This is a genomic window from Pseudonocardia yuanmonensis, from assembly GCF_039542425.1.
Taxonomy (GTDB): domain Bacteria; phylum Actinomycetota; class Actinomycetes; order Mycobacteriales; family Pseudonocardiaceae; genus Pseudonocardia; species Pseudonocardia yuanmonensis.
In genome coordinates this window covers 53,196-72,014 of the sequence record NZ_BAABIC010000001.1, presented here as the reverse complement: position 1 = coordinate 72,014, position 18,819 = coordinate 53,196, and the positions used below count along the sequence as shown (strand labels likewise).

Below are 18,819 nucleotides of genomic sequence, written 5' to 3'. Positions count from 1 at the left end.
GCGGGTGACGCTAGGGGCCGAATGTTACGTGCGGATAGCCTCGCGACGGGGTCCTCCTCACGTGCGGCGGGTTCAGCCGCCGTACGCCGCCTCGAAGAAGGCGAGCTCGAGATCCACGGCCTCGGCGAACCGGCGCGCGACGCGGCGGCGGTCCCGGGCCTGCGGTGCGGTGCGGTCCAGCTCCGCCCGCAGGAAGGCGACCCAGGCCTCGAACTCGGGTCCGCGGTGCAGATCGATCCACCCGCGGGCGATCGGGTCGGTTGGCGGCGGTCCATGCGGCCGGGATGCCCAGTCGAGGTAGAGCCATTCCGCGACGACGAGCACTGTGACGATCTCGGTGTAGCTCGCGTCGGCCCGGACGGTGTCCATCAGGGCGACGAAACCCTCGGTCGGCGCCGTGCGCTCCGGGGCGGTCCGCTCGGCCTCGGGGACGCCGAGGAGGTCGAAGGAGCGGTGGAAGTAGGCGTGCTCGTCGCCGGCCACCAGCCCGACCTGCCGGCCGTGCACCACGCGGGCGGTGGGGTCGTCGCAGGTGGCGACGGCGGCGCCCATCAGGGCGAGGAAGGCGTCGCAGAACTGGTAGTCCTGCACGAGGTAGCGGCGCAGCACGTCGGGCGCGATCGTGCCCGCCCACAGCTCCTCGACGAACCGGTGGCCGACGGCGGCCTCCCAGGTCTCCCGCCCGGCCTCGCGCAACTGCTCGGAGAAGCTCACGTGGTCCGACCCTAGGGCTCCCGGTTCCAGGGCACCCCGGGGTGCGGCGAGCGCGCCTCCGCCTCGACCTCGGTCAGCTCCCCGGCGGCGACGGCCCGGGCGAGGGCGGCCACCTCCGCCAGCTCGGCGTGCTGGGCCCGGGCCTGCGCGCGGGTCATCGGGTCGCCGTGCCCCGGGACGTGGACCGCCGCGCCGAGGGCGAGCAGGGCGGCGACGGCGTCGGCCCAGCCGAGCGGGTGGGCGTCCTCGTAGTCCGGCGGGGCGCCGGACTCCAGCAGGTCGCCGGCGAACAGCACCCCGGCGTCGCGGACGTGCACCGCGAGGTCGTGGTCGGTGTGCCCCGGTCCCGGCGCGACGAGCGCGACCTCGCGGCCGCCGAGGTCCAGCGTCGCGGGCGCGGGATCCGGCGGCACCGGTTCGGTCGCCGCCAACGCCGCCGCCGTGCCCGTGTCGCCGTGGGCGCGGTAGTGCGCGACCCAGTGATCCCGCTGCGCGGCGCCGGTGCGCTCCAGCGCGGCCCGGCAGCCCGGGTGGGCCAGGACCGGCGCGGGCAGGAACGCGGCGGTGCCGAAGCAGTGGTCGAAGTGGGCGTGGGTGAGCACGACGGTCACGGGCAGGGCCGTGACCGCCCGCACCGCCGCGGCCAGCTCCCCGCCCTGCACGTGGTCGCCGCGCGTGTCGATCACCAGCGCGCGCTCGGCGCCGAGGACCAGCCCGGTGGTCAGGTCGAGCTCGGCGTGCCGGCGGGCCAGCACGCCGTCGCCCAGCTCGACCCAGGTCATCGGCCCTGCCCGCGGGCCGAGGCGTACTCCCCGGGCGTGTTGACGTTGACGAGGGCGCGCAGCTCGGGGTCGGCGTCGCGGAGCGCCGGATCGGCCAGCAGCTCGGCCTCGTCGGCGCGGTGCACGTCGACGGCCGCGAACAGGTCCGGCGGGCGGACGAGCCCCCGGTCGATCAGGTCGGCGACGACGGGGGCCAAGGCGGTCCGGTAGGCCGCCGCCAGCGGCTGGTGGTGCCCACGCGCGACCGGCAGCAGGACGGCGTGCCCGCCGAGCAGCGCGAGCACGCGCCGCACGTAGGCCCCGTGCAGGAAGGGCAGGTCGACCGAGGCGACGAACGCCGCGTCGGCGCGGGTGGCGACGGACGCGAGCCCGACCGCGATGCCCTGCAGCGGGCCGCGCCCCTCGACCGGGTCCTCGGCCGTCTCGACCCCGGCCGGCAGCGGCGGCAGCTCCTGGCCCGGGGCGCGAACCACGACCACCGGCCCGTCGACGGCCCCGGCGACGACCCCGCAGACGCGGTCGAGCAGCGTCGTCCCGTCCCACTCGAGCCACGCCTTGGGCCGGCCCATCCGCGAGGACCGGCCGCCGGCCAGCACGATCCCCGCCGCGCGCACGGACCGGACCCTACCGCCGCACCGGACCACCGCCGCCTTACCTCCGAGGTCGTCGACCGACGGCGCGCGGGGCAGCAGGCTCGTGGCATGACCGAGATCGTGAACCGCTACCTGACCGCCTGGAACACCACGGACGACGAGGCCCGAGCCAAGGCCGTCGCCGACGTGTTCACCGAGGACGCCCGCTACGTCGACCCGCTCGCCGACGTCACGGGGCACGAGGCCATCACCGCGCTCATCGGCGGCGTGCACGCGCAGTTCCCCGGCTTCGTGTTCGGGCCGGTGGGGGAGGCCGACGCCCACCACGACGTCGTCCGGTTCCGGTGGGGGCTGGGCCCGGACGGCGCGGGCGAGCCGCCGGTGATCGGCGCCGACGCCGTCACCCTCGCCCCCGACGGCCGGATCGCGCTGGTGGTGGGCTTCCTGGACAAGGTCCCCGCCTGAACCACCCGCCAGTCGCGCTGAGCTTCCGCGAGTCGCGCTGTGGGCTTCCGCGAGTCGCGCTGTGGGCTTCAGCGAGTCGCGAGTTCCTGCAGCGCGGGACGGGCGGCTGCTCAGACCGCGACCCGCATGACCCGGCCCCGGTCGCCCGTCCCGCCGCCCAGGACCTCGGCGGTGCCGTCGGCCCAGCGGGCGGCGGACCAGGTGGCGGCCAGGGCGTCGAGACAGTCGTCGAGCCGGGCGCCCGCGGGGAGGTCGGCCAGCGCCCGGGCCGGGTCGACCCAGCGGGCCAGCGCCGCGATGCGCTGGCCCGCACCCCGGGCCGTCTTCTTCGACGCGAACTCCGTCCCGGGCGCCAGCCCCCGGACCGCCAGCTCGGGGTGCACCTCGATCACGGTGTCCGGCAGCGGGTGCACCGCGTCCCAGGACAGGATCTGCCGGCGGATGTTCCAGGTCTGGACGCTGATCCCGCGCCCGGTCAGCTCCCGCGCGCGGCGCACCGCCGCCTCGTGCGTCGGCTCCAGCAGCACCTCGCGCGGCGGCGCCGGGAACACTGAGGACCGGGCGCGGCCGAGCCGGGCGGCGCACAGCACGTCGCACGCGCGGGGTGTGCCGTCGACCGGGAGCCCGAGCGGGATGTCGACCCCCACGGCCGTGCACCCCGCCGTCAGCTCGACCACCTCGGCGGCGCTCGGCACCACGGCCCACCGCACCGTCCACCCGGGAGCGCGCCCGTGCAGCCGCACCACCACCCAGCCCCCGGGCACGCCGTCCACCCCGGCGATCCGGGCGGAACCGTTCATGAGGCAGGATTCTCGCCGTGCGCGTCTACCTCGGCAGCGACCACGCCGGCTTCGAGCTGAAGGCCCGGCTCTCCGAGCACCTCAAGGGTGCGGGGCACGACGTCGTCGACGTCGGCGCCCTGACCTACGACCCGGACGACGACTACCCCGCCTTCTGCATCGACACCGCGCGCCGGGTCGTCGGCGACCCCGGCAGCCTCGGCGTCGTGATCGGCGGCTCGGGCAACGGCGAGCAGATCGCCGCCAACAAGGTGAAGGGCATCCGCGCCGCGCTGGCGTGGAGCGTCGACACCGCGACGCTCGCCCGCGAGCACAACGACGCCCAGGTCATCGGCATCGGCGCCCGCCAGCACAGCGAGGAGGAGGCGCTCGCGATCGTCGACGCCTTCCTCGCCACGCCCTTCTCGCAGGGCGAGCGGCACCAGCGTCGCATCGACCAGCTCGCCGCCTACGAGCAGACGGGCGCCACCACCGAGCAGGCCTGATGCCCGAGGGGCACACGCTGCACCGGCTGGCGCGGCGCCACCAGGCGCTGTTCGCGAAGCGGCCGGTGGCGGTCAGCAGCCCGCAGGGCCGGTTCGCCGACTTCGCCGCGCTGCTCGACGGCCAGGTGATGACCCGCGTCGAGGCGCACGGCAAGCACCTGTTCCACCGCTTCGGCCCGGACCTGGTGGTGCACGTGCACCTCGGGCTGTACGGGACGTTCGACGACGGCGAGCTGCCCGCCCCGGAGCCGCGCGGCCAGCTGCGGCTGCGGTTCGTCGGCGAGACCCACTTCGCCGACCTGCGCGGGCCGACCGCCTGCGAGCTGCTGACCCGCGCCGAGGTGAAGGCGATCCGCGAGCGGCTGGGGCCGGACCCGCTGCGCCGCGACTTCGACCCCGACCGGGTGTGGGAGCGGATCTCGCGGTCCGCCTCGCCGCTCGCCACGCTGCTGATGGACCAGAAGGTGCTCGCGGGTGTCGGCAACGTCTACCGCGCCGAGCTGCTCTTCCGGCACGGGCTGGACCCGCAGATCCCCGGGCGGGCGCTCGACCGCGGCACCTGGGAGGCGATGGCCCCGGACCTCGTCGCCCTGATGCGGGACGGCGTGCGCCGCGGCCGGATCGACACCGTCCGGCCCGAGCACGACCCGCGCCGGCGGGGGCAGGCCGCGCGGAAGGACCGGCACGGCGGCGAGGTGTACGTCTACCGCCGCGCCGGGCTGCCCTGCCTGGTCTGCGGCTCCGAGGTGCGCACCGCCACCCACGCAGCCCGCAACCTGTTCTGGTGCCCCACCTGCCAGTCCACCCCGTGAGCGCCGACTGCCCGTAGAACGGTAGTTCGCACTCACGGCCCGCCCTGACCTGCGAGGACGCCGGTTCGACGCGCGGGATCCCGGCCGGCGGGGCAGGGTCGGGACATGCCCGAAGGCCACACCGTCCACCGCATGGCGCGCCTGCAGCAGCGGTGGTTCGGTGAGGCGCCGGTCGCGGTGAGCAGCCCGCAGGGCCGCTTCGCCGCCGACGCCGCGCTCGTCGACGGGCGGGTCCTCGAGCGGACCGACGCGCACGGCAAGCACCTGTTCCAGCACTACGGGCTCGATCTCGTCGTGCACGTGCACCTCGGGCTCTACGGCCGCTTCCCGAACCGTCGGCTTCCCCTGCTCCCTCCCCGCGGGCAGATCCGGATGCGGATGGTCGGCGGGACCCACTTCGCGGACCTGAGCGGACCGTCGGCCTGCGAGCTGCTCACGGACGTCGGGGTCAAGGCGCTGCGCTCCCGGCTCGGCGCCGATCCGCTGCGCCCGGACGCCGACCCGGACGAGGCGTGGGCGCGCATCTCCCGCTCGCGCGCCCCGCTCGCGACGCTGCTCATGGACCAGAGCGTGATCGCCGGCGTCGGCAACGTCTTCCGGGCCGAGGCGCTCTTCCGCTGCCGCCTGCCTCCGCAGCTGCCCGGCCGCGAGCTGGGCCGGCAGCGCTGGGAGCACCTCTGGGCGGACCTCACCGCGATGCTGCGCGACGGCGAGCGGCGCGGCAAGATCGAGACGCTGGGGCCCGAGCACGATCCCGCGCAGCTGGCCCCGCCCGATCGCGGCTCGGTGTGCGCGAGCGTGGTCTACGTCTACCGCCGGGCGGGGCAGGCCTGCCTGGTGTGCGGCACCCCGATCGCGCGGGCCACGCACCTGGCCCGCAACCTGTTCCGGTGCCCCACCTGTCAGGCGGGGTGAGTCACGCGGGGCCGGCCTCGAGGACGACCAGGCCCACCGGCGAGGTCGTCGGCACGACCCGCCGCAGCACGAGCCCGGCCGAGGCGAACAGCTCCCCGAACTGCCGCGCCGTCCGCTCGCACCCCGTGGCGAGCAGCAGCATCGTCGCGTCCATGCGGATCACCGCGGGCCCGTCCGCGGCCCGCTCCGGCAGCAGCGCGTCGACGACCAGCAACGTCGCGTCCGGCCCCATCGCCTCCCGGCAGCGGACGAGGATGCGGCGCGCGTCCGCGTCGTCCCAGTCGTGGAGGATCCGGGACAGCAGGTAGGCGTCGGCGCCCGCCGGGACGCCGGCGAAGAAGTCACCGGCCACGACCTCGGTGCCCTCGGGCACGCGCGCCTCGGCCACCACCTCGGCCCGGTCGAGCAGCACGCCCGCCAGGCCGGGCGTGGCGGTGAGGACCGCGGACAGCAGCACCCCGGTGCCGCCGCCGACGTCGACCACCCTGCGGAAGCGGCCGAAGTCGTAGGCGGCGACGACGTCGGCGGCCTCCCGGGCCGACCGGTCCTGCATCGCGGCCTGGAACGCGGCCAGCTCGGCGGGACGGGACGCGATGTGGTCGAAGAACGGCTCGCCGCGCGCCCGCTCGAAGGCCACATCGCCCTCCCGCACCGCGTCGGGCAGCGCGGGTGCGGCGGTGGCGTACACCCCGCCGCGGGCGCGGACCGCGCCGCGCAGTGAGCCCGGCACGTCCGAGCGCAGCAGCCGCCCGCTCGGCGTCAGGGTGAAGGTGCCGTCGGGGAACTCCGCCAGCACGCCCTCCGCGACCAGCACCCGCAGCACCCGGTGCAGCGGCCCGGGCCGGGCCCCGACCTCGGCGGCGAGCCGCACGGCGTCGCACGCCCCACGGGCCAGCACGTCGGCCACCCCGAGCTCCGCCGCGACGTTCAGGGCCGCGGTGACCAGGTAGCCGTCGGCGAGCCGGGAGAGCCGGGCGGCGGCATCGACCGCCGGCAGCTCCGCCGGACCCGGGGCCGGGTGCCCGGTCCGGGTCGTCGTCTCGGTCGTCGTCCGTGTCGTCGGGGCGACCATGGGGACCTCCTGTCGTCGACACGCAGGAGAGGGCCCGGCGGCCGCGGGAGATACGGGAGAAGGTCCCGAAACGGGTCCGGAAAACACGACCGGCCCGGGTCGTAGCACTCCGGGCCGGTCAGTGGCGCAGGGCCGGGCGAGCCGGCCGGACGTTCTGTTAACGGGGTGTTACCCGCGCGTCCAGAAGTCCAAACGATCAGAAGTCGAAGCCGCCGAAGTCCGTGTCGCCCCCGAAGTCGCCCCCGGCGTCGCCGCCCATGTCGCCGCCCGCGTCACCGGGGTCGCCGGCGTCGCCGGTCCCGTCGCCGCCCGCGGCCATGTCGGCGGCCATGGCGTCCGAGTAGCCCTCGGCGTAGGCGCTGCCGGCCATGCCGGAGAACATCGCGCTGAACAGCAGGGCCGAGCCGACACCCCAGGCGCCGGCGACCAGGGCCGGCTTCCACCAGGGCTGGCTGTACCAGCCGGCGGGCACCGGCCGGCCGGCGACGTTGCCGCCGGGGTAGTAGTGCGCGTTGCGCTCCGACGGGTTCGGCGAGGCGCTGTAGTGCTGGCCCTCGACGTCGACCTCGCGCTCCTCGGTCACGCGGCCCGCACGGGCCTGACCGGGCAGCGGCGGCAGCTCGGGGCCGGGGTCGATGTCCATGGCTGTGCGCGCCGCGCGGACGTAGTAGAGGCCTTCGTAGGCGGTCTCGGTCACGCCCCGGGCCTGGGCGGGGGTGCGGGCCTGCTCGAGCTGCGAGCCGGCCGCGTTGTAGCGCTCGGACGCGTCGGCGAGGGCCTGCTTGGCCGCCTCGTTGGTGCCGACGAGGTTGAGCACCTGGCCGCCGAGGCGCTCGACCCAGCGGCGGGCATCGGCCTTGGCGTCCTCGAGCTCGCGGGCCTGGCCGGCGTTGCGGTTGCGGACCAGCCACACGACGCCCGCCACCACGGCGAGCAGCAGGACGATGGTCACGAGGTCCACGGGTTCTCCTTGTAGGCGGGTTGTGCACACCGACAACGGACAGGGGGGCACGAACGTTCCCGGCACTAGGCTCGCCGCCGTGTCGGACAGCAAGCCCGTCGAGGCCTGGATGACGGACATGGACGGCGTGCTCGTCCACGAGGGGAACATCATCCCGGGTGCGGACGCGTTCGTGAACCGCCTCCGCGAGACGGGCACCCCGTTCCTCGTCCTCACCAACAACTCCATCTACACACCCCGCGACCTGCAGTTCCGACTGCGGAACACCGGAATCGAGGTGCCGGTCGAGTCCATCTGGACCTCCGCGCTGGCCACCGCGGCGTTCCTGGACAACCAGCGGCCCGGCGGCTCGGCGTACGTCGTCGGCGAGGCCGGGCTGACGACCGCTCTCCACGAGATCGGCTACGTGCTCACCGAGTCGGACCCGGACTATGTCGTGCTGGGGGAGACGCGCACCTACAGCTTCGAGGCGGTGACGACGGCGATCCGGCTGGTCGAGCGGGGCGCCCGGTTCGTCGCGACCAACCCGGACCCGACGGGCCCGTCGAACGAGGGCAGCCTGCCCGCCACGGGCTCGGTCGCGGCGCTGATCACCCGGGCCACGGGCGTCGACCCGTACTTCGTGGGCAAGCCGAACCCGCTGATGATGCGCGCGGCGCTGAACCGGCTCGAGGCGCACTCCGAGACGACGGTCATGATCGGCGACCGGATGGACACGGACGTCGTGGCCGGCATGGAGGCCGGGATGCGGACGGTGCTGGTGCTGTCCGGGATCATGCGGGCGGAGTCCGTCGACCGCTTCCCCTACCGGCCCACCAGGGTGGTGGCGTCCATCGCCGAGCTCGTGGACGAGATCTGAGCGGGCCCGGTCCGAACGGTCGGACCGGGTGGTCCACGCCGGCGGGCACCACCGGCGTGGACCGGCGGCCGGTAGGGAGGGGTTCTCCCGGCCGCGGGGTCGGCGTGCACGACGCCCGATCCGGAGACCGGGTCGGCGGCGCGCCCCGGGAGATGACTCGGAAGGTTCATCCGTCGCGTTACGCGGCGTCACAGAGGTGTCGACCGGTGTTCCCGCAGCCGCACGGGCGGACGCCGGACGGGGGCGGACCGCGCCCGGGCGTGCGTCCGCCCGGCCCGCCGGGAAGTCCCGCGGCGGGCCGGGGCAGGGGGCGCGGATCAGCCCGTGGCGTAGGTCTCCGCGGTCTTGCTGTCGAACTCGAGCGCCACGAAGACCTCGTCGCCGACGACCCAGGCGTCGTGGCCGGGCGCGACCTGGTAGGCGTCGCCGGGTCCGAGGTCGAGCTCGCCGCCCTCGTCGTCGCGCAGGTGCAGGCGGCCCGCGATGACGTAGCCCAGGTGCGGGGTCTGGCAGCTCTTCGTGCCGGCGACCGGCTTGATGCACTCCGACCAGCGCCACCCCGGCTGCAGGGCGATCCGCCCGACGGTGGCCCCGGGCAGGGAGACCACGTCCAGCACCGTCTTGTCCGGCCGCCGGGACTCGTCCGGGTCGTCCAGGCTCCGCTTGTCCATCGCCATGACGCTGCTCCTCCAGGTCCACGACGACGGCGTCGTCGTGCGCGCTCGGCAGCGTCGCACCGGGGTGGAGGCGGGCACGATACGTAGTTCCACCACGGCGGGACGCACCTATCGCCGACTCTGGACATGGTCAGTCTCTCTGACTATTCTCGTCGGTCACCGTTCCGATCGAGGAGGTCGGCATGACCGTCGCCATCCGGACCCGTGTCTCCGCACCCGTCGAGCTGTACGACGCCGTCCACGCCGAGGTGGTGCGACGGACCGGGGGCGTGGTCGACGGGCTCCTGGCCCACGTCGGGCTGCCGGCCGCCGAGGGGTTCGAGGTCCTCGAGGTGTGGGAGTCCCGGGCCGCGTACGAGCACTACACGGAGACGCTGGTGGCGCCGGTCGTCGCCGAGCTGTCCGCCGGGCGGACCGGTCCCCCTCCCGAGATGACGACGGAGGAGCTGGAGCCGCGTGGCCTGGTGATCACCCGGAGCCCCGTGGTCGTCTAGCTCCGGAGGTCCGCTCGTGCCGGGCCCCGGTCGTGCGCCTGTGTCAGGATCCGCGGACCGGCCCCGAGGGAACGAAGCTGCAGCTGCTCGACCGCGCGCCGGTCGTGGTGGTGCGGGACGGGCGTGAGCTGGAGCTCGCCCCGGAGCAGAAGGAGCGCGTCGTCGCGTCGCTGCGCCGGCAGGGGCCACTACGTCGCGATGATCGGCGACGGGTGAACGACGCCCGCGCCCTCAAGGGCGCCCAGGTCGGCGTCGCGATGCGCAGCGGCAGCACGGTCACCCGCGACGTGGCCGACATCGTGCTGAAGGGCTTCAGCTCCGGACGCACCCCCGCCCAGGTGATCGGCGAGTTCGAGAGCCACACCGGGCTGGCCGACGGCACCGACACCGACTTCCCCGTCGCCGCGGCCACCATCGGCGCCCGGACCGGGCTGTCGACCTTCATCTGCCTCGCGTCGTTCCTGCTGATCCTGTTCCTCGCCCCACCCCACCGGCTCTTCGCCACGTGGACCCGCCCCACCGACGACCGCCGCCCGGCCCTGCTGGTCGTCGGGCTGCTCTCGCGTTCGTGGCGATCCTGTTCGTACCGGCGCTCTACACCTACTTCGGGCTCACCGGTCCCGCGAAGCCCGTGTTCGTCGTCGTGCTGCCCGCCCTGGTGGCCTGGTTCCTCGTGCTGAGCGCGGCGTTCCGGCTCCGGCTGCTCGACCGGATCCTGGGACTCGACAGCCTGGGACCCGCGGTGTCGGAGGGTGGTGTCGCCGACGAGGGGCGCGCGGGGGCCCGGCGCTTGCGAACTACACGGATGTGATTACCCTCGGGCCCATGGGCGACACCCTGTGGTGGAGCTGCGCCGACTGCGGTTCCTACGCCGAGCTTCCCGCCGACGAGTCCGAGGGCTTCGACATCGGTTGTCCGGACTGCCGGAGGCCGATGACTGCCCAGTGGTTCTGGGAGGACCGGTCGCCGGAGGCGGCCTGACTCACCCGGCGTTCGGGTCGCCCGCGGGATCGAGCAGGTCCGCGGGCAGGTCACGGTAGCGCGTCCAGGCCGGCGGCGTCGGGCCGTCGGTGTGCGCGAGCTGCCGCAGCGCGACGGCGACCGCCGCCCGGGCGGCCGGATCCTCCGGCAGGTCGAGGGGCTCTCGCCCTGCCCGCACCGCCGTCCGCACCGTGTCCTTGAGCGCGGCCAGGCGCGGATCCCCGGCGAGCCCGAGCAGGGCGTCGAAGCGGGCGAGCCGGTCCGCCTCGAAGGCGTGCGGGCGCCCCAGGTGGTCGGCCGCGGGGTGCGCGGGATAGGCGTGCGCGACGGCCACGTGCCCGCCCGGGATCGGCACGGTCGGCGCCGGCCCGCGGCCGAGCAGGTGCGGAAGCAGGTGGGTGTGCGGGCCCAGCGGGGACCGCCCGCCCGGCGGGGGGATCGGGGCGTGCACCTCGACCCGGCCCACCGCCGTCAGGAAGACCCGGTCCGGGCTGCGGGCCACGAGCTCGGCGCCGACGGGTGTCGCGAACAGCGGCCGCCCGGCGTGCGCGGCGAGCAGGGCCAGCAGCTCGCGGTCCTCGGTCCGGACGCAGGCGTCGACGGTCGGCGTACCCAGCCCGAGGTCGACGAGCACGGCCCCGCGGTCGCCCGGCCGCAGCGCGTCGACGTCGGGCCCCAGCAGGGTGATCGAGGTCCGGGCGGCGCGCCGGGCCCGCTCGTGCGGGAGGCAGAGGGCGACCGCCTGGGTCCAGTGCAGGCCGCCGCCCGCGGGCGTCTCGTAGGCGACGGGGACGACGTCCGGCGGCGGGTCCAGCAGGATCCCCCCGCGGGGCGTGACGACCGAGGTCGCGCCGGTCTCCGCAGGCTCGTCGGGATCCCGCGCGAACTCCGCGATCGCCCCCGGCGGCCCCATGCTCCAGCCCGTCGCCGGGTCGCCGAGCAGCTCGCGACCCAGCCCCTGCGCGTCGACCACCCCCCGATGCTCGCCGCGCCCGTGACCGGACCGCAAGTGTCCGGCGCGGGCCCGGATCGGGCACGAACGGCGGGGTCCCGCTGACGAACGGTGTCGGGCGGGCCGGGATCGGTGCAGACCCTTGTCCGCGGGGTGCGCCGGGCGCATGCTGGGCCGTCAGACCACGCCGAGGACGGCTGCCGGTGCGCCGGAGGCCGCGCCCGTGATCACGTCCGAGGGATCTCGTGTCAGCGACCTACGAGGTGTCGGCCACCTACGACACGGCCGTCAAGCGGAGGAACCGGAAGAGCGCCTCCCCGCACCCGACCCAGGGCGAGGTCAACCGCTCGTGGTGGCCGGACCGGCTGAACCTCAAGGTCCTCGCCAAGAACGCCCCCGCCGCGAACCCCATGGGCGAGGAGTTCGACTACGCCGCCGAGTTCGAGACCCTCGACCTGGCGGCGGTCCGGCGGGACATCGAGGAGGTCCTGACCACCTCGCAGGACTGGTGGCCCGCCGACCACGGCCACTACGGCCCGCTCATGGTCCGCATGGCGTGGCACGCCGCCGGCACGTACCGCATCCAGGACGGCCGCGGAGGTGCCGGGACCGGGATGCTGCGCTTCGCCCCGCTGAACAGCTGGCCGGACAACAAGAGCCTGGACAAGGCGCGGCGGCTGCTGTGGCCGGTCAAACAGAAGTACGGCCGCAAGCTCTCCTGGGCCGATCTCATCGTCTTCGCGGGCAACGTGGCCCTCGAGTCGATGGGCTTCACGACGTTCGGCTTCGGGGGCGGCCGGGCGGACGTGTGGGAGCCCGAGGCGGACGTCTACTGGGGGCCCGAGCGCGCCTGGCTCCGCGACGAGCGCCACACCCGCGTCCGCGAGCTGGAGAGCCCGCTGGCCGCCTCCGAGATGGGCCTGATCTACGTCGACCCGGAGGGCCCGCACCGCGTGCCGGACCCGGTCCTCTCGGGACGTGACATCCGGGAGACGTTCCGGCGCATGGGCTTCGACGACGAGGAGACCGTCGCGCTGATCGTGGGCGGCCACACGTTCGGCAAGACCCACGGCGCCGCCCCGCAGACCCATCTCGGTCCGGAACCCGAGGCCGCTCCCCTGGAGGAGCAGGGCCTGGGCTGGCGGAGCAGCTTCGGCACCGGCAAGGGTGCGGACGCGATCACCAGCGGCCTCGAGGGGACGTGGACGCCGACCCCCACGAAGTGGGACAACAGCTACCTGGAGACCCTGTACGACTTCGAGTGGGACGCGGTCCTGAGCCCGGCCGGCGCGTGGCAGTGGGTCCCGAGCGGCGGAGCCGGCGCCGGCAGCGTGCCGGACGCTCACGACCCCTCCAGGACCCACGTCCCGACGTTCCTGACGACGGACCTGGCGCTGCGGTTCGACCCGAAGTACGAGCCGATCTCACGACGCTTCCTGGAGAACCCGGACGTGCTGGCGGACGCGTTCGCCCGGGCCTGGTTCAAGCTCACGCACCTCGACATGGGCCCGATCCGGCGCTACCGCGGACCGCTGGTCCCGGCCGAGCCGCTGATCTGGCAGGACCCGGTCCCGGAGGTGGACCACGCTCTCGTCGGGCCCGAGGAGGTCGCCGAGCTCAAGCGGCAGGTCCTGGCGTCGGGGCTGTCGGTGTCCCGGCTCGTCGTCACCGCCTGGGCCTCCGCGTCCACCTTCCGTGGCAGCGACAAGCGCGGCGGGGCGAACGGGGCGCGGATCCGGCTCGAGCCGCAGCGGCGGTGGGAGGTCAACGAGCCCGACGTCCTGGACGACGTGCTGGGCGCCCTGGAGGCGATCCGGGAGTCGTTCAACGGCTCACGGACCGACGACACGAGGATCTCCCTGGCCGACCTGATCGTGCTCGGCGGGTGCGCGGCCGTTGAGCGGGCCGCCCACGAGGCCGGGTACGCGGTCGAGGTCCCCTTCACCCCGGGCCGCACGGACGCGTCGCAGGAGCAGACGGACGTCGAGTCGTTCGCCGCGCTCGAGCCGATCGCGGACGGGTTCCGCAACTACAGCTGCCCGGCCAACCGGGTGCCGCCGGAACACCTCCTGGTCGACCGCGCGAACCTGCTGACCCTGAGCGCGCCGGAGATGACCGTCCTGGTGGGCGGCCTGCGGGTGCTCGACGCCAACGTCCGGCGCTCGCCCCTGGGCGTGCTCACCTCGCGGCCGGGGGCGCTGACCACCGACTTCTTCGTCAACCTGCTCGACATGGACACGGAGTGGACGCCGACGCGCGCCGGGCAGACCTACGAGGGCCGCAACCGCGCCACCGGCGAGCCCCGGTGGACCGCCAGCCGCGTCGACCTCGTCTTCGGCTCGAACTCGGAGCTGCGCGCGCTCGCCGAGGTCTACGCCGCCGACGACGCCGGCGAGAAGTTCGTGCGCGACTTCGTGGCGGCCTGGGACAAGGTCATGAACCTCGACCGGTTCTGACCCGGCGCACGGTCCCCCGTGGCCCGACCTGGTCGGGGTGGCGGGATTTGAACCCACGGCCCCTCGCTCCCAAAGCGAGTGCGCTACCAAGCTGCGCCACACCCCGTCACGCCAGAGTGTAAGGGGAGGGGCGGGGTGGCCCGGGCCGGGGCGATCGATCCGCTACGCTGGCGTCCGTCCGCGGAGAGATCCGAGGGCACGCGGGCGTAGCTCAATGGTAGAGCCCCAGTCTTCCAAACTGGCTACGCGGGTTCGATTCCCGTCGCCCGCTCCACCGCTGACCTGCGACGATGCTTCGGCGAGGATCACCTGAAGATCGTCGTGGAACCATTTCGTGGCACCAACGTCACCTATACCGGAGTTTGGTCCTCGTCACTTGACCGAGCCTGGCCGTCGCGTGCGTGCTCGTGGCGTGCGTGCTCATGGGGTGCGCCTTGTCGTAGGACTTGTCGTGGCTGCGGAGTCTCAGGCTCATGCGGTTGTCGTCCCATGCACCACCTCGACGGACGCGGCCATCACCCACCGGTTCCGCAGCTGAACTGCCGGAAGCTTTCGAATCTGGGCTCGGCTGCGGGGCGGGAGCATGCCGCGCGCTCCGGAAGCTGTCGCCCGCTCATCACGGGGTGCGGAAGGTGGTCGGTGAGCTCCGAGCAGCTGCGTCAACATCGTGGTGAAGGCGACCGGGCCGGCGTAGCCGAGGTCGGCGGCGACCTGGGCGACGGGGCGGCCTGCGGCCAGCTCGGGAAGGACGTGAAGGGCGCAGGCGCGGCGGCGCCACGTCGCCAGGCCTGTCCCGGTCTGGGCGGTGAAGCGGCGGTCCAGGTCGTGTCGGCGCCTCGCTGCCCCAGCTCGTGCGCAAGGGACGAGGTGTGGATCACGGCCACACGACAGATGCAGCTCGATCCGTCGGAATAGGCGAACGCTTATGGCCTCCTCGGTAGGTTCGTCTTGGACTGATGGCGCTCGGACTTCCTAGTGTCGTCGCCATGCCGGACGAGGAGGTTCGCCGATGAATCCGCTGCTGGGCGACAACGCCCTCAAACTGGGGTTGTTCTGCACGAACGGGCGTGGTGCCTCCCAGACGCTGGCCCCCGAAGCCCATGTCACGAGCTGGGACTTCTCCTTGCGGACCGCCCGCGCGGCGGACGCAGCGGGATTCGAGGCGGTCGTCCCCTTCGCGAGGTGGAAGGGCTACCCGGAGAACCGGCCGCAGCATTCGTCGGGATCCGTGATGGACCCGTTCACCTGGGCCGCGGGGATCGCCGCGGCGACGGAGCGGATCGGGGTCTTCGCGACCTCCCACGCCCCGACGGTGCATCCGATCGTCGCCGCCAAGCAGGCGGCCACGGTGGACCTCATCTCCGGCGGGCGCTTCGCGCTCAACGTCGTCGGCGGGTGGAACAAGCCGGAGCTGGAGATGTTCGGCGCGCCGCTGCGTGAGCACGACGAGCGCTACGACCACCTGCAGGAGTGGCTCGAGGTGATCCGGCGGCTGTGGTCGGAGACCGAGGAGTTCGATTTCCATGGCCGATTCTTCGACGTCGTCGGTGGGGTGTCGCTGCCCAAGCCGGCGCAGTCCCGTATTCCGATCATGAACGCGGGCGGGTCGCCTCGGGGCATGCGGTTCGCGGCCGAGCACGCCGACCTCTGCTTCGTGATCGTGCAGTCCGAGGACGAGGCCGGGGTGCGCAGGCAGGTCGCGGACTACAAGCGCATGGCCCGGGAGGACTTCGGCCGCGAGGTGCAGGTCTGGACCCACACCGTGGTCGTCCAGCGGGAGGACCCAGCCGCGGCCGAGGCCTACCTGCGACGGTTCTCGGTCGAGTTCGAGGACACCGAGAGCGTCGACGCCTGGATGCGCCTGCAGGGCGCGAACACCCAGCTCATGCCACCGGAGATCCTGGCGATGATGCGACAGCGTTTCGCCGCGGGAGCGGGCGGGTTCCCACTCGTCGGCACCCCGGAGACGATCGCCGAGCGGCTCGAGATGCTGAGCGCGGCCGGCATCGACGGCGTCTTGCTGACCTGGGTGGACTACGACGCCGGCATCGCCGACTTCGTCCGCGACGTCCTGCCCCGGCTGGAGAAGGCCGGCCTGCGGGCCCCGGTGAGCGCGCCGTGAGGCTCGCGCGTTTCCGCCTGGCCACCGGCGCCCGCACGTTCGGCGTGGTCGAGGGCGAGGTCGTGACGCGGCTCGACCGCCGGGTCTCGTCGTTCGAGGCTCTCCTCAACGGCCCCATGGGCACACAGCCCGGGGACGAGCGGATCCCCGTCGATCAGGTCACCTGGGAGCCGCCGATGGGCGAGCACGCCAAGATCCTCTGCGTCGGCATGAACTACGCCGCGCACGCCCGCGAGTCCGGCCGCGACGTGCCGGCACGGCCCACGTTGTTCACCCGGTTCCCGGACTCCGTCGTGGGCGCGGGCTCCCCGGTCGTCCGACCCGCGGGTGAGGAGAGCCTGGACTGGGAGGGCGAGGCCGCCATCGTGATCGGTCGACCGGGGCGACGGATCGCCGAGGACCAGGCCTGGTCGCACGTCGCCGGCGTGACCTGCATGGCCGAGAACAGCGTCCGGGACTGGCAGGCGCACTCGGTGCAGGCCACGGCGGGCAAGAACTGGGCGGGCAGCGGGGCCCTCGGCCCCTGGCTGACCACGCTGGACGAGATCGGCCGAGGGCCGTGGCGGGTGACCACCCGGCTCAACGGCGAGCAGGCCCAGGACGACACCACCGCGAACCTGGTCTTCGGCGTCCCACGGCTGGTGGCCTACGTCAGCACCTTCACCCCGCTCCGCGCGGGCGACGTCATCGCGACCGGGACGCCGAAGGGCATCGGCCTGCGCCGACGGCCACCCCGGTTCCTGCGACCAGGTGACCAGCTGGAGGTCGAGGTCGACGGGGTGGGCGTGCTGCGCCACGGGGTCGTCGACGAGCCGGTCGCAGCCGAGGTGGGAGCAGCACGATGAGGGTCTGGTCCGAACAGGACGTCCGGGCGGGCATCGGGGTGCGGGCGGTCATCGACTCGCTGACCGAGGTGCTCGGCCACGAGTCCCACGGCGGCGCCTGGAACATCGACAAGACGATGGCGACCTGGCCCGCCGAACCGACGGCGGGCAGCGCCCACGCCCTCGGCGCAGTGGATCTGGAGTCCGATCTGGCGCTGTTCAAGACCTGGGTGAACACCCCGGCCGGAGCGAGCGCGCTGATGACGCTCTTCTCGGCCACGGACGGCCACACCCTCGGTGTGGCCGAAGCGGGCGCGGCGGGTGCGATGCGCACCGCGGCGATCTCGGGGATCGCCACCCGCTTCCTCGCCGATCCCGCCGCCGACGAGCTCGCCGTGCTCGGCGCGGGACGCCAGGCGTTCCGGCAGGTGGAGAGCGTGTCCACCGTTCGGGAGCTGCGCCGGGTCCGGGTGTGGAACCGCACGCAGGAGAAGGCAGAGGCGCTGGCCGACCAGGTGCGAGCGCAGCTGGGGCTCGATGCCGTCGTGGCGCCGGACGTGGCCGCGGCAACCACCGACTGCCCGATCGTCACACTGATCACCCGCGCGACCGAACCCTTCCTCCGCGCCGGCCACCTGGCTCCCGGAGCGCACCTCAACGCGGTCGGCGCGATCCTGCCCGGCAACGCGGAGTTCGAGCCGGACGTGCTCGCAGCGTCGGCGCTGACCGTCGTCGACAGCGAGCCCAACGCCCGGCGCGGCTCGCGTGAGCTCCGGGAGTTCTACGGCGAGGACTGGGCGGCCGTGCACACGCTCGGCGACGTCGTCGTCGGCAAGGTCACGCGACCGGAGCGGCCGCGCTGCACCGTGTTCAAGGGGATGGGGATGGGTCTGTCCGATCTGGCGGTGGCGCGAGTGCTCGTGGGCGGTGTCCGGTGAAGTTCCGCAGCGACCCGGCACGGATCCGGGGCTCGATCGCCCCGTTGATCACGCCGTTCACCGAGGACGGGGACCTCGACCTCGACTCCTTGCGCCGTCTCGTGCGCTGGCAGCTGGAGTCCGGCTCGCACGGCGTCTCGATCGGGGGCTCGACCGGCGAGCCGGGCGCCCAGACCGTCGCGGAGCGGATCGCCGCGATCCGCGCGGTGGCCGAGGAGGTGGACGACGCCGTCCCGTTCCTGCCCGGTACCGGTTCGGCGAAGCTGGACGAGACGCTGGAGATCACCGCGGCGGCCCGGGACGCGGGTGCGGACGCCGCGCTCGTGATCACCCCGTACTACGCCCGACCGACCCAGGACGCGCTGGTCACGTGGTACGCGACGATCGCCCGCGAGTTCCCGGACCTGCCAATCGTGATCTACAACGTGCCCTCCCGGACCGCAGTGGACATCGCGCCGGAGACGGTCGCCCGGCTGTTCGGCGAGCACGAGAACCTGGTCGGGGTCAAGGAGACGACGAAGGACTTCGAGCACTTCTCCCGCGTGCTGCACCTGTGCGGCAGAGAGCTGCTCGTCTGGTCCGGGATCGAGCTGCTCGGGCTGCCGCTGCTCGCCCTGGGCGGGGCGGGATTCATCAGTGCCGTCGCCAACCTCGCCCCGATCGCGGTCGCGCAGATGTACCAGGCCTGGGAAGCAGGCGACCAGGAGAGGGCCCGCGAGCTGCACTACGGCCTGCATCCGCTCGTCGACCTGCTGTTCGTGGAGACCAACCCGGCCCCGGCCAAGTGGGTCCTCCAGCGACACGGGCGGATCGCCTCCGCCCACGTCCGACCGCCGCTGCTGCCGCTCTCGCCCGCGGGCGAACCCCGGGTCCGCGTCCTGCTCGACCAGGGCGCACACCTGCTCGACACCTGCTGA

At 74.0% G+C, this 18,819-nt stretch carries 22 protein-coding genes and 2 tRNA genes; 14 read left to right on the top strand and 10 right to left on the bottom strand.

Annotated features, from left to right (window positions below):
• Positions 1 to 72: 72 nt before the first annotated feature.
• From ABD990_RS00350 to mobA, 3 genes are read right to left on the bottom strand one after another with little or no spacing between them, the layout of a single operon-like run.
• Positions 73 to 714, bottom strand: coding sequence for a TenA family protein (locus tag ABD990_RS00350; protein ID WP_345377572.1), 642 nt, complete (start codon positions 712 to 714; stop codon positions 73 to 75).
• Between the two features lie 11 nt (positions 715 to 725).
• Positions 726 to 1,496, bottom strand: a complete 771-nt coding sequence (locus tag ABD990_RS00345) for an MBL fold metallo-hydrolase (protein WP_345377571.1) — start codon at positions 1,494 to 1,496, stop codon at positions 726 to 728.
• On the bottom strand, positions 1,493 to 2,110 hold the full coding sequence (mobA, locus tag ABD990_RS00340; protein WP_345377570.1) for a molybdenum cofactor guanylyltransferase: 618 nt from the start codon (positions 2,108 to 2,110) through the stop codon (positions 1,493 to 1,495). Before mobA ends, ABD990_RS00345 begins: the two co-directional genes overlap by 4 nt.
• 87 nt (positions 2,111 to 2,197) lie before the next feature.
• Between mobA and ABD990_RS00335 the strand changes: the two genes are divergently transcribed.
• A complete protein-coding gene (locus tag ABD990_RS00335; RefSeq protein ID WP_345377569.1) occupies positions 2,198 to 2,554 on the top strand; it encodes a nuclear transport factor 2 family protein in 357 nt (118 codons plus the stop codon).
• Positions 2,555 to 2,664: 110 nt separating this feature from the next.
• On the opposite strand, the gene ABD990_RS00330 is transcribed toward ABD990_RS00335, so the two are convergent.
• Entirely contained in the window at positions 2,665 to 3,354 is a 690-nt protein-coding gene (locus tag ABD990_RS00330) for a DUF429 domain-containing protein (protein WP_345377568.1), read from the bottom strand.
• 17 nt (positions 3,355 to 3,371) lie between these two features.
• Between ABD990_RS00330 and ABD990_RS00325 the strand changes: the two genes are divergently transcribed.
• The 3 genes from ABD990_RS00325 (at position 3,372) to ABD990_RS00315 (ending at position 5,566) form a co-directional block, all read left to right on the top strand.
• Positions 3,372 to 3,839 (top strand): ribose-5-phosphate isomerase, encoded by a 468-nt coding sequence (locus ABD990_RS00325; protein ID WP_345377567.1) that lies wholly within the window; start codon positions 3,372 to 3,374, stop codon positions 3,837 to 3,839.
• Positions 3,839 to 4,651: an Fpg/Nei family DNA glycosylase gene (locus ABD990_RS00320; RefSeq protein ID WP_345377566.1), complete on the top strand. Its 813-nt coding sequence runs from the start codon at positions 3,839 to 3,841 to the stop codon at positions 4,649 to 4,651. The genes ABD990_RS00325 and ABD990_RS00320 overlap by 1 nt, the downstream gene beginning before the upstream one ends.
• 105 nt (positions 4,652 to 4,756) lie before the next feature.
• A complete protein-coding gene (locus ABD990_RS00315; RefSeq protein ID WP_345377565.1) occupies positions 4,757 to 5,566 on the top strand; it encodes an Fpg/Nei family DNA glycosylase in 810 nt (269 codons plus the stop codon).
• 1 nt (position 5,567) lies between these two features.
• Here the strand turns inward: ABD990_RS00315 and ABD990_RS00310 are convergent, their stop codons facing one another.
• Both ABD990_RS00310 and ABD990_RS00305 read right to left on the bottom strand, forming a co-directional pair.
• On the bottom strand, positions 5,568 to 6,638 hold the full coding sequence (locus ABD990_RS00310) for a methyltransferase (protein WP_345377564.1): 1,071 nt from the start codon (positions 6,636 to 6,638) through the stop codon (positions 5,568 to 5,570).
• 196 nt (positions 6,639 to 6,834) lie between these two features.
• Positions 6,835 to 7,599, bottom strand: coding sequence for a hypothetical protein (locus ABD990_RS00305; RefSeq protein WP_345377563.1), 765 nt, complete (start codon positions 7,597 to 7,599; stop codon positions 6,835 to 6,837).
• Positions 7,600 to 7,708: 109 nt separating this feature from the next.
• Between ABD990_RS00305 and ABD990_RS00300 the strand changes: the two genes are divergently transcribed.
• Positions 7,709 to 8,458: an HAD-IIA family hydrolase gene (locus ABD990_RS00300; RefSeq protein WP_345377998.1), complete on the top strand. Its 750-nt coding sequence runs from the start codon at positions 7,709 to 7,711 to the stop codon at positions 8,456 to 8,458.
• A gap of 317 nt (positions 8,459 to 8,775) precedes the next feature.
• Here ABD990_RS00300 and ABD990_RS00295 read toward each other — a convergent pair whose 3' ends face one another.
• A complete protein-coding gene (locus ABD990_RS00295; protein ID WP_345377562.1) occupies positions 8,776 to 9,135 on the bottom strand; it encodes a cupin domain-containing protein in 360 nt (119 codons plus the stop codon).
• A 182-nt stretch (positions 9,136 to 9,317) separates the two neighbouring features.
• Between ABD990_RS00295 and ABD990_RS00290 the strand changes: the two genes are divergently transcribed.
• The 3 genes from ABD990_RS00290 to ABD990_RS00280 all read left to right on the top strand — a co-directional run bounded on the left by ABD990_RS00290 (position 9,318) and on the right by ABD990_RS00280 (position 10,610).
• On the top strand, positions 9,318 to 9,629 hold the full coding sequence (locus ABD990_RS00290) for a hypothetical protein (RefSeq protein WP_345377561.1): 312 nt from the start codon (positions 9,318 to 9,320) through the stop codon (positions 9,627 to 9,629).
• Between the two features lie 32 nt (positions 9,630 to 9,661).
• Entirely contained in the window at positions 9,662 to 10,309 is a 648-nt protein-coding gene (locus ABD990_RS00285) for a hypothetical protein (RefSeq protein WP_345377560.1), read from the top strand.
• Positions 10,310 to 10,454: 145 nt separating this feature from the next.
• A complete protein-coding gene (locus tag ABD990_RS00280) occupies positions 10,455 to 10,610 on the top strand; it encodes a hypothetical protein (protein WP_345377559.1) in 156 nt (51 codons plus the stop codon).
• Position 10,611: 1 nt separating this feature from the next.
• Here ABD990_RS00280 and ABD990_RS00275 read toward each other — a convergent pair whose 3' ends face one another.
• A complete protein-coding gene (locus tag ABD990_RS00275) occupies positions 10,612 to 11,583 on the bottom strand; it encodes a DUF6925 family protein (protein WP_345377558.1) in 972 nt (323 codons plus the stop codon).
• A 242-nt stretch (positions 11,584 to 11,825) separates the two neighbouring features.
• Here ABD990_RS00275 and katG point away from each other — a divergent pair, with 242 nt between their 5' ends.
• Positions 11,826 to 14,018, top strand: coding sequence for a catalase/peroxidase HPI (gene katG / locus ABD990_RS00270; RefSeq protein WP_345377997.1), 2,193 nt, complete (start codon positions 11,826 to 11,828; stop codon positions 14,016 to 14,018).
• Positions 14,019 to 14,047: 29 nt separating this feature from the next.
• Here the strand turns inward: katG and ABD990_RS00265 are convergent.
• Positions 14,048 to 14,124 (bottom strand) — tRNA-Pro (locus tag ABD990_RS00265).
• 94 nt (positions 14,125 to 14,218) lie between these two features.
• Here ABD990_RS00265 and ABD990_RS00260 point away from each other — a divergent pair.
• Positions 14,219 to 14,292 (top strand) — tRNA-Gly (locus tag ABD990_RS00260).
• 197 nt (positions 14,293 to 14,489) lie between these two features.
• Here ABD990_RS00260 and ABD990_RS00255 read toward each other — a convergent pair.
• Positions 14,490 to 14,804: a hypothetical protein gene (locus ABD990_RS00255; RefSeq protein ID WP_345377996.1), complete on the bottom strand. Its 315-nt coding sequence runs from the start codon at positions 14,802 to 14,804 to the stop codon at positions 14,490 to 14,492.
• Between the two features lie 223 nt (positions 14,805 to 15,027).
• Between ABD990_RS00255 and ABD990_RS00250 the strand changes: the two genes are divergently transcribed.
• Genes ABD990_RS00250 through dapA form a run of 4 tightly spaced genes read left to right on the top strand, consistent with a single transcriptional unit; the run spans position 15,028 to position 18,819 of the window.
• Positions 15,028 to 16,140 (top strand): LLM class flavin-dependent oxidoreductase, encoded by a 1,113-nt coding sequence (locus ABD990_RS00250; protein WP_345377557.1) that lies wholly within the window; start codon positions 15,028 to 15,030, stop codon positions 16,138 to 16,140.
• Positions 16,137 to 16,985: a fumarylacetoacetate hydrolase family protein gene (locus tag ABD990_RS00245; RefSeq protein WP_345377556.1), complete on the top strand. Its 849-nt coding sequence runs from the start codon at positions 16,137 to 16,139 to the stop codon at positions 16,983 to 16,985. The genes ABD990_RS00250 and ABD990_RS00245 overlap by 4 nt, the downstream gene beginning before the upstream one ends.
• Positions 16,982 to 17,902 carry an ornithine cyclodeaminase family protein gene (locus ABD990_RS00240; RefSeq protein WP_345377555.1) on the top strand — a complete coding sequence of 307 codons (921 nt, stop codon included), beginning with the start codon at positions 16,982 to 16,984 and terminating at the stop codon, positions 17,900 to 17,902. The genes ABD990_RS00245 and ABD990_RS00240 overlap by 4 nt, the downstream gene beginning before the upstream one ends.
• On the top strand, positions 17,899 to 18,819 hold the full coding sequence (gene dapA / locus ABD990_RS00235; RefSeq protein ID WP_345377554.1) for a 4-hydroxy-tetrahydrodipicolinate synthase: 921 nt from the start codon (positions 17,899 to 17,901) through the stop codon (positions 18,817 to 18,819). Before ABD990_RS00240 ends, dapA begins: the two co-directional genes overlap by 4 nt.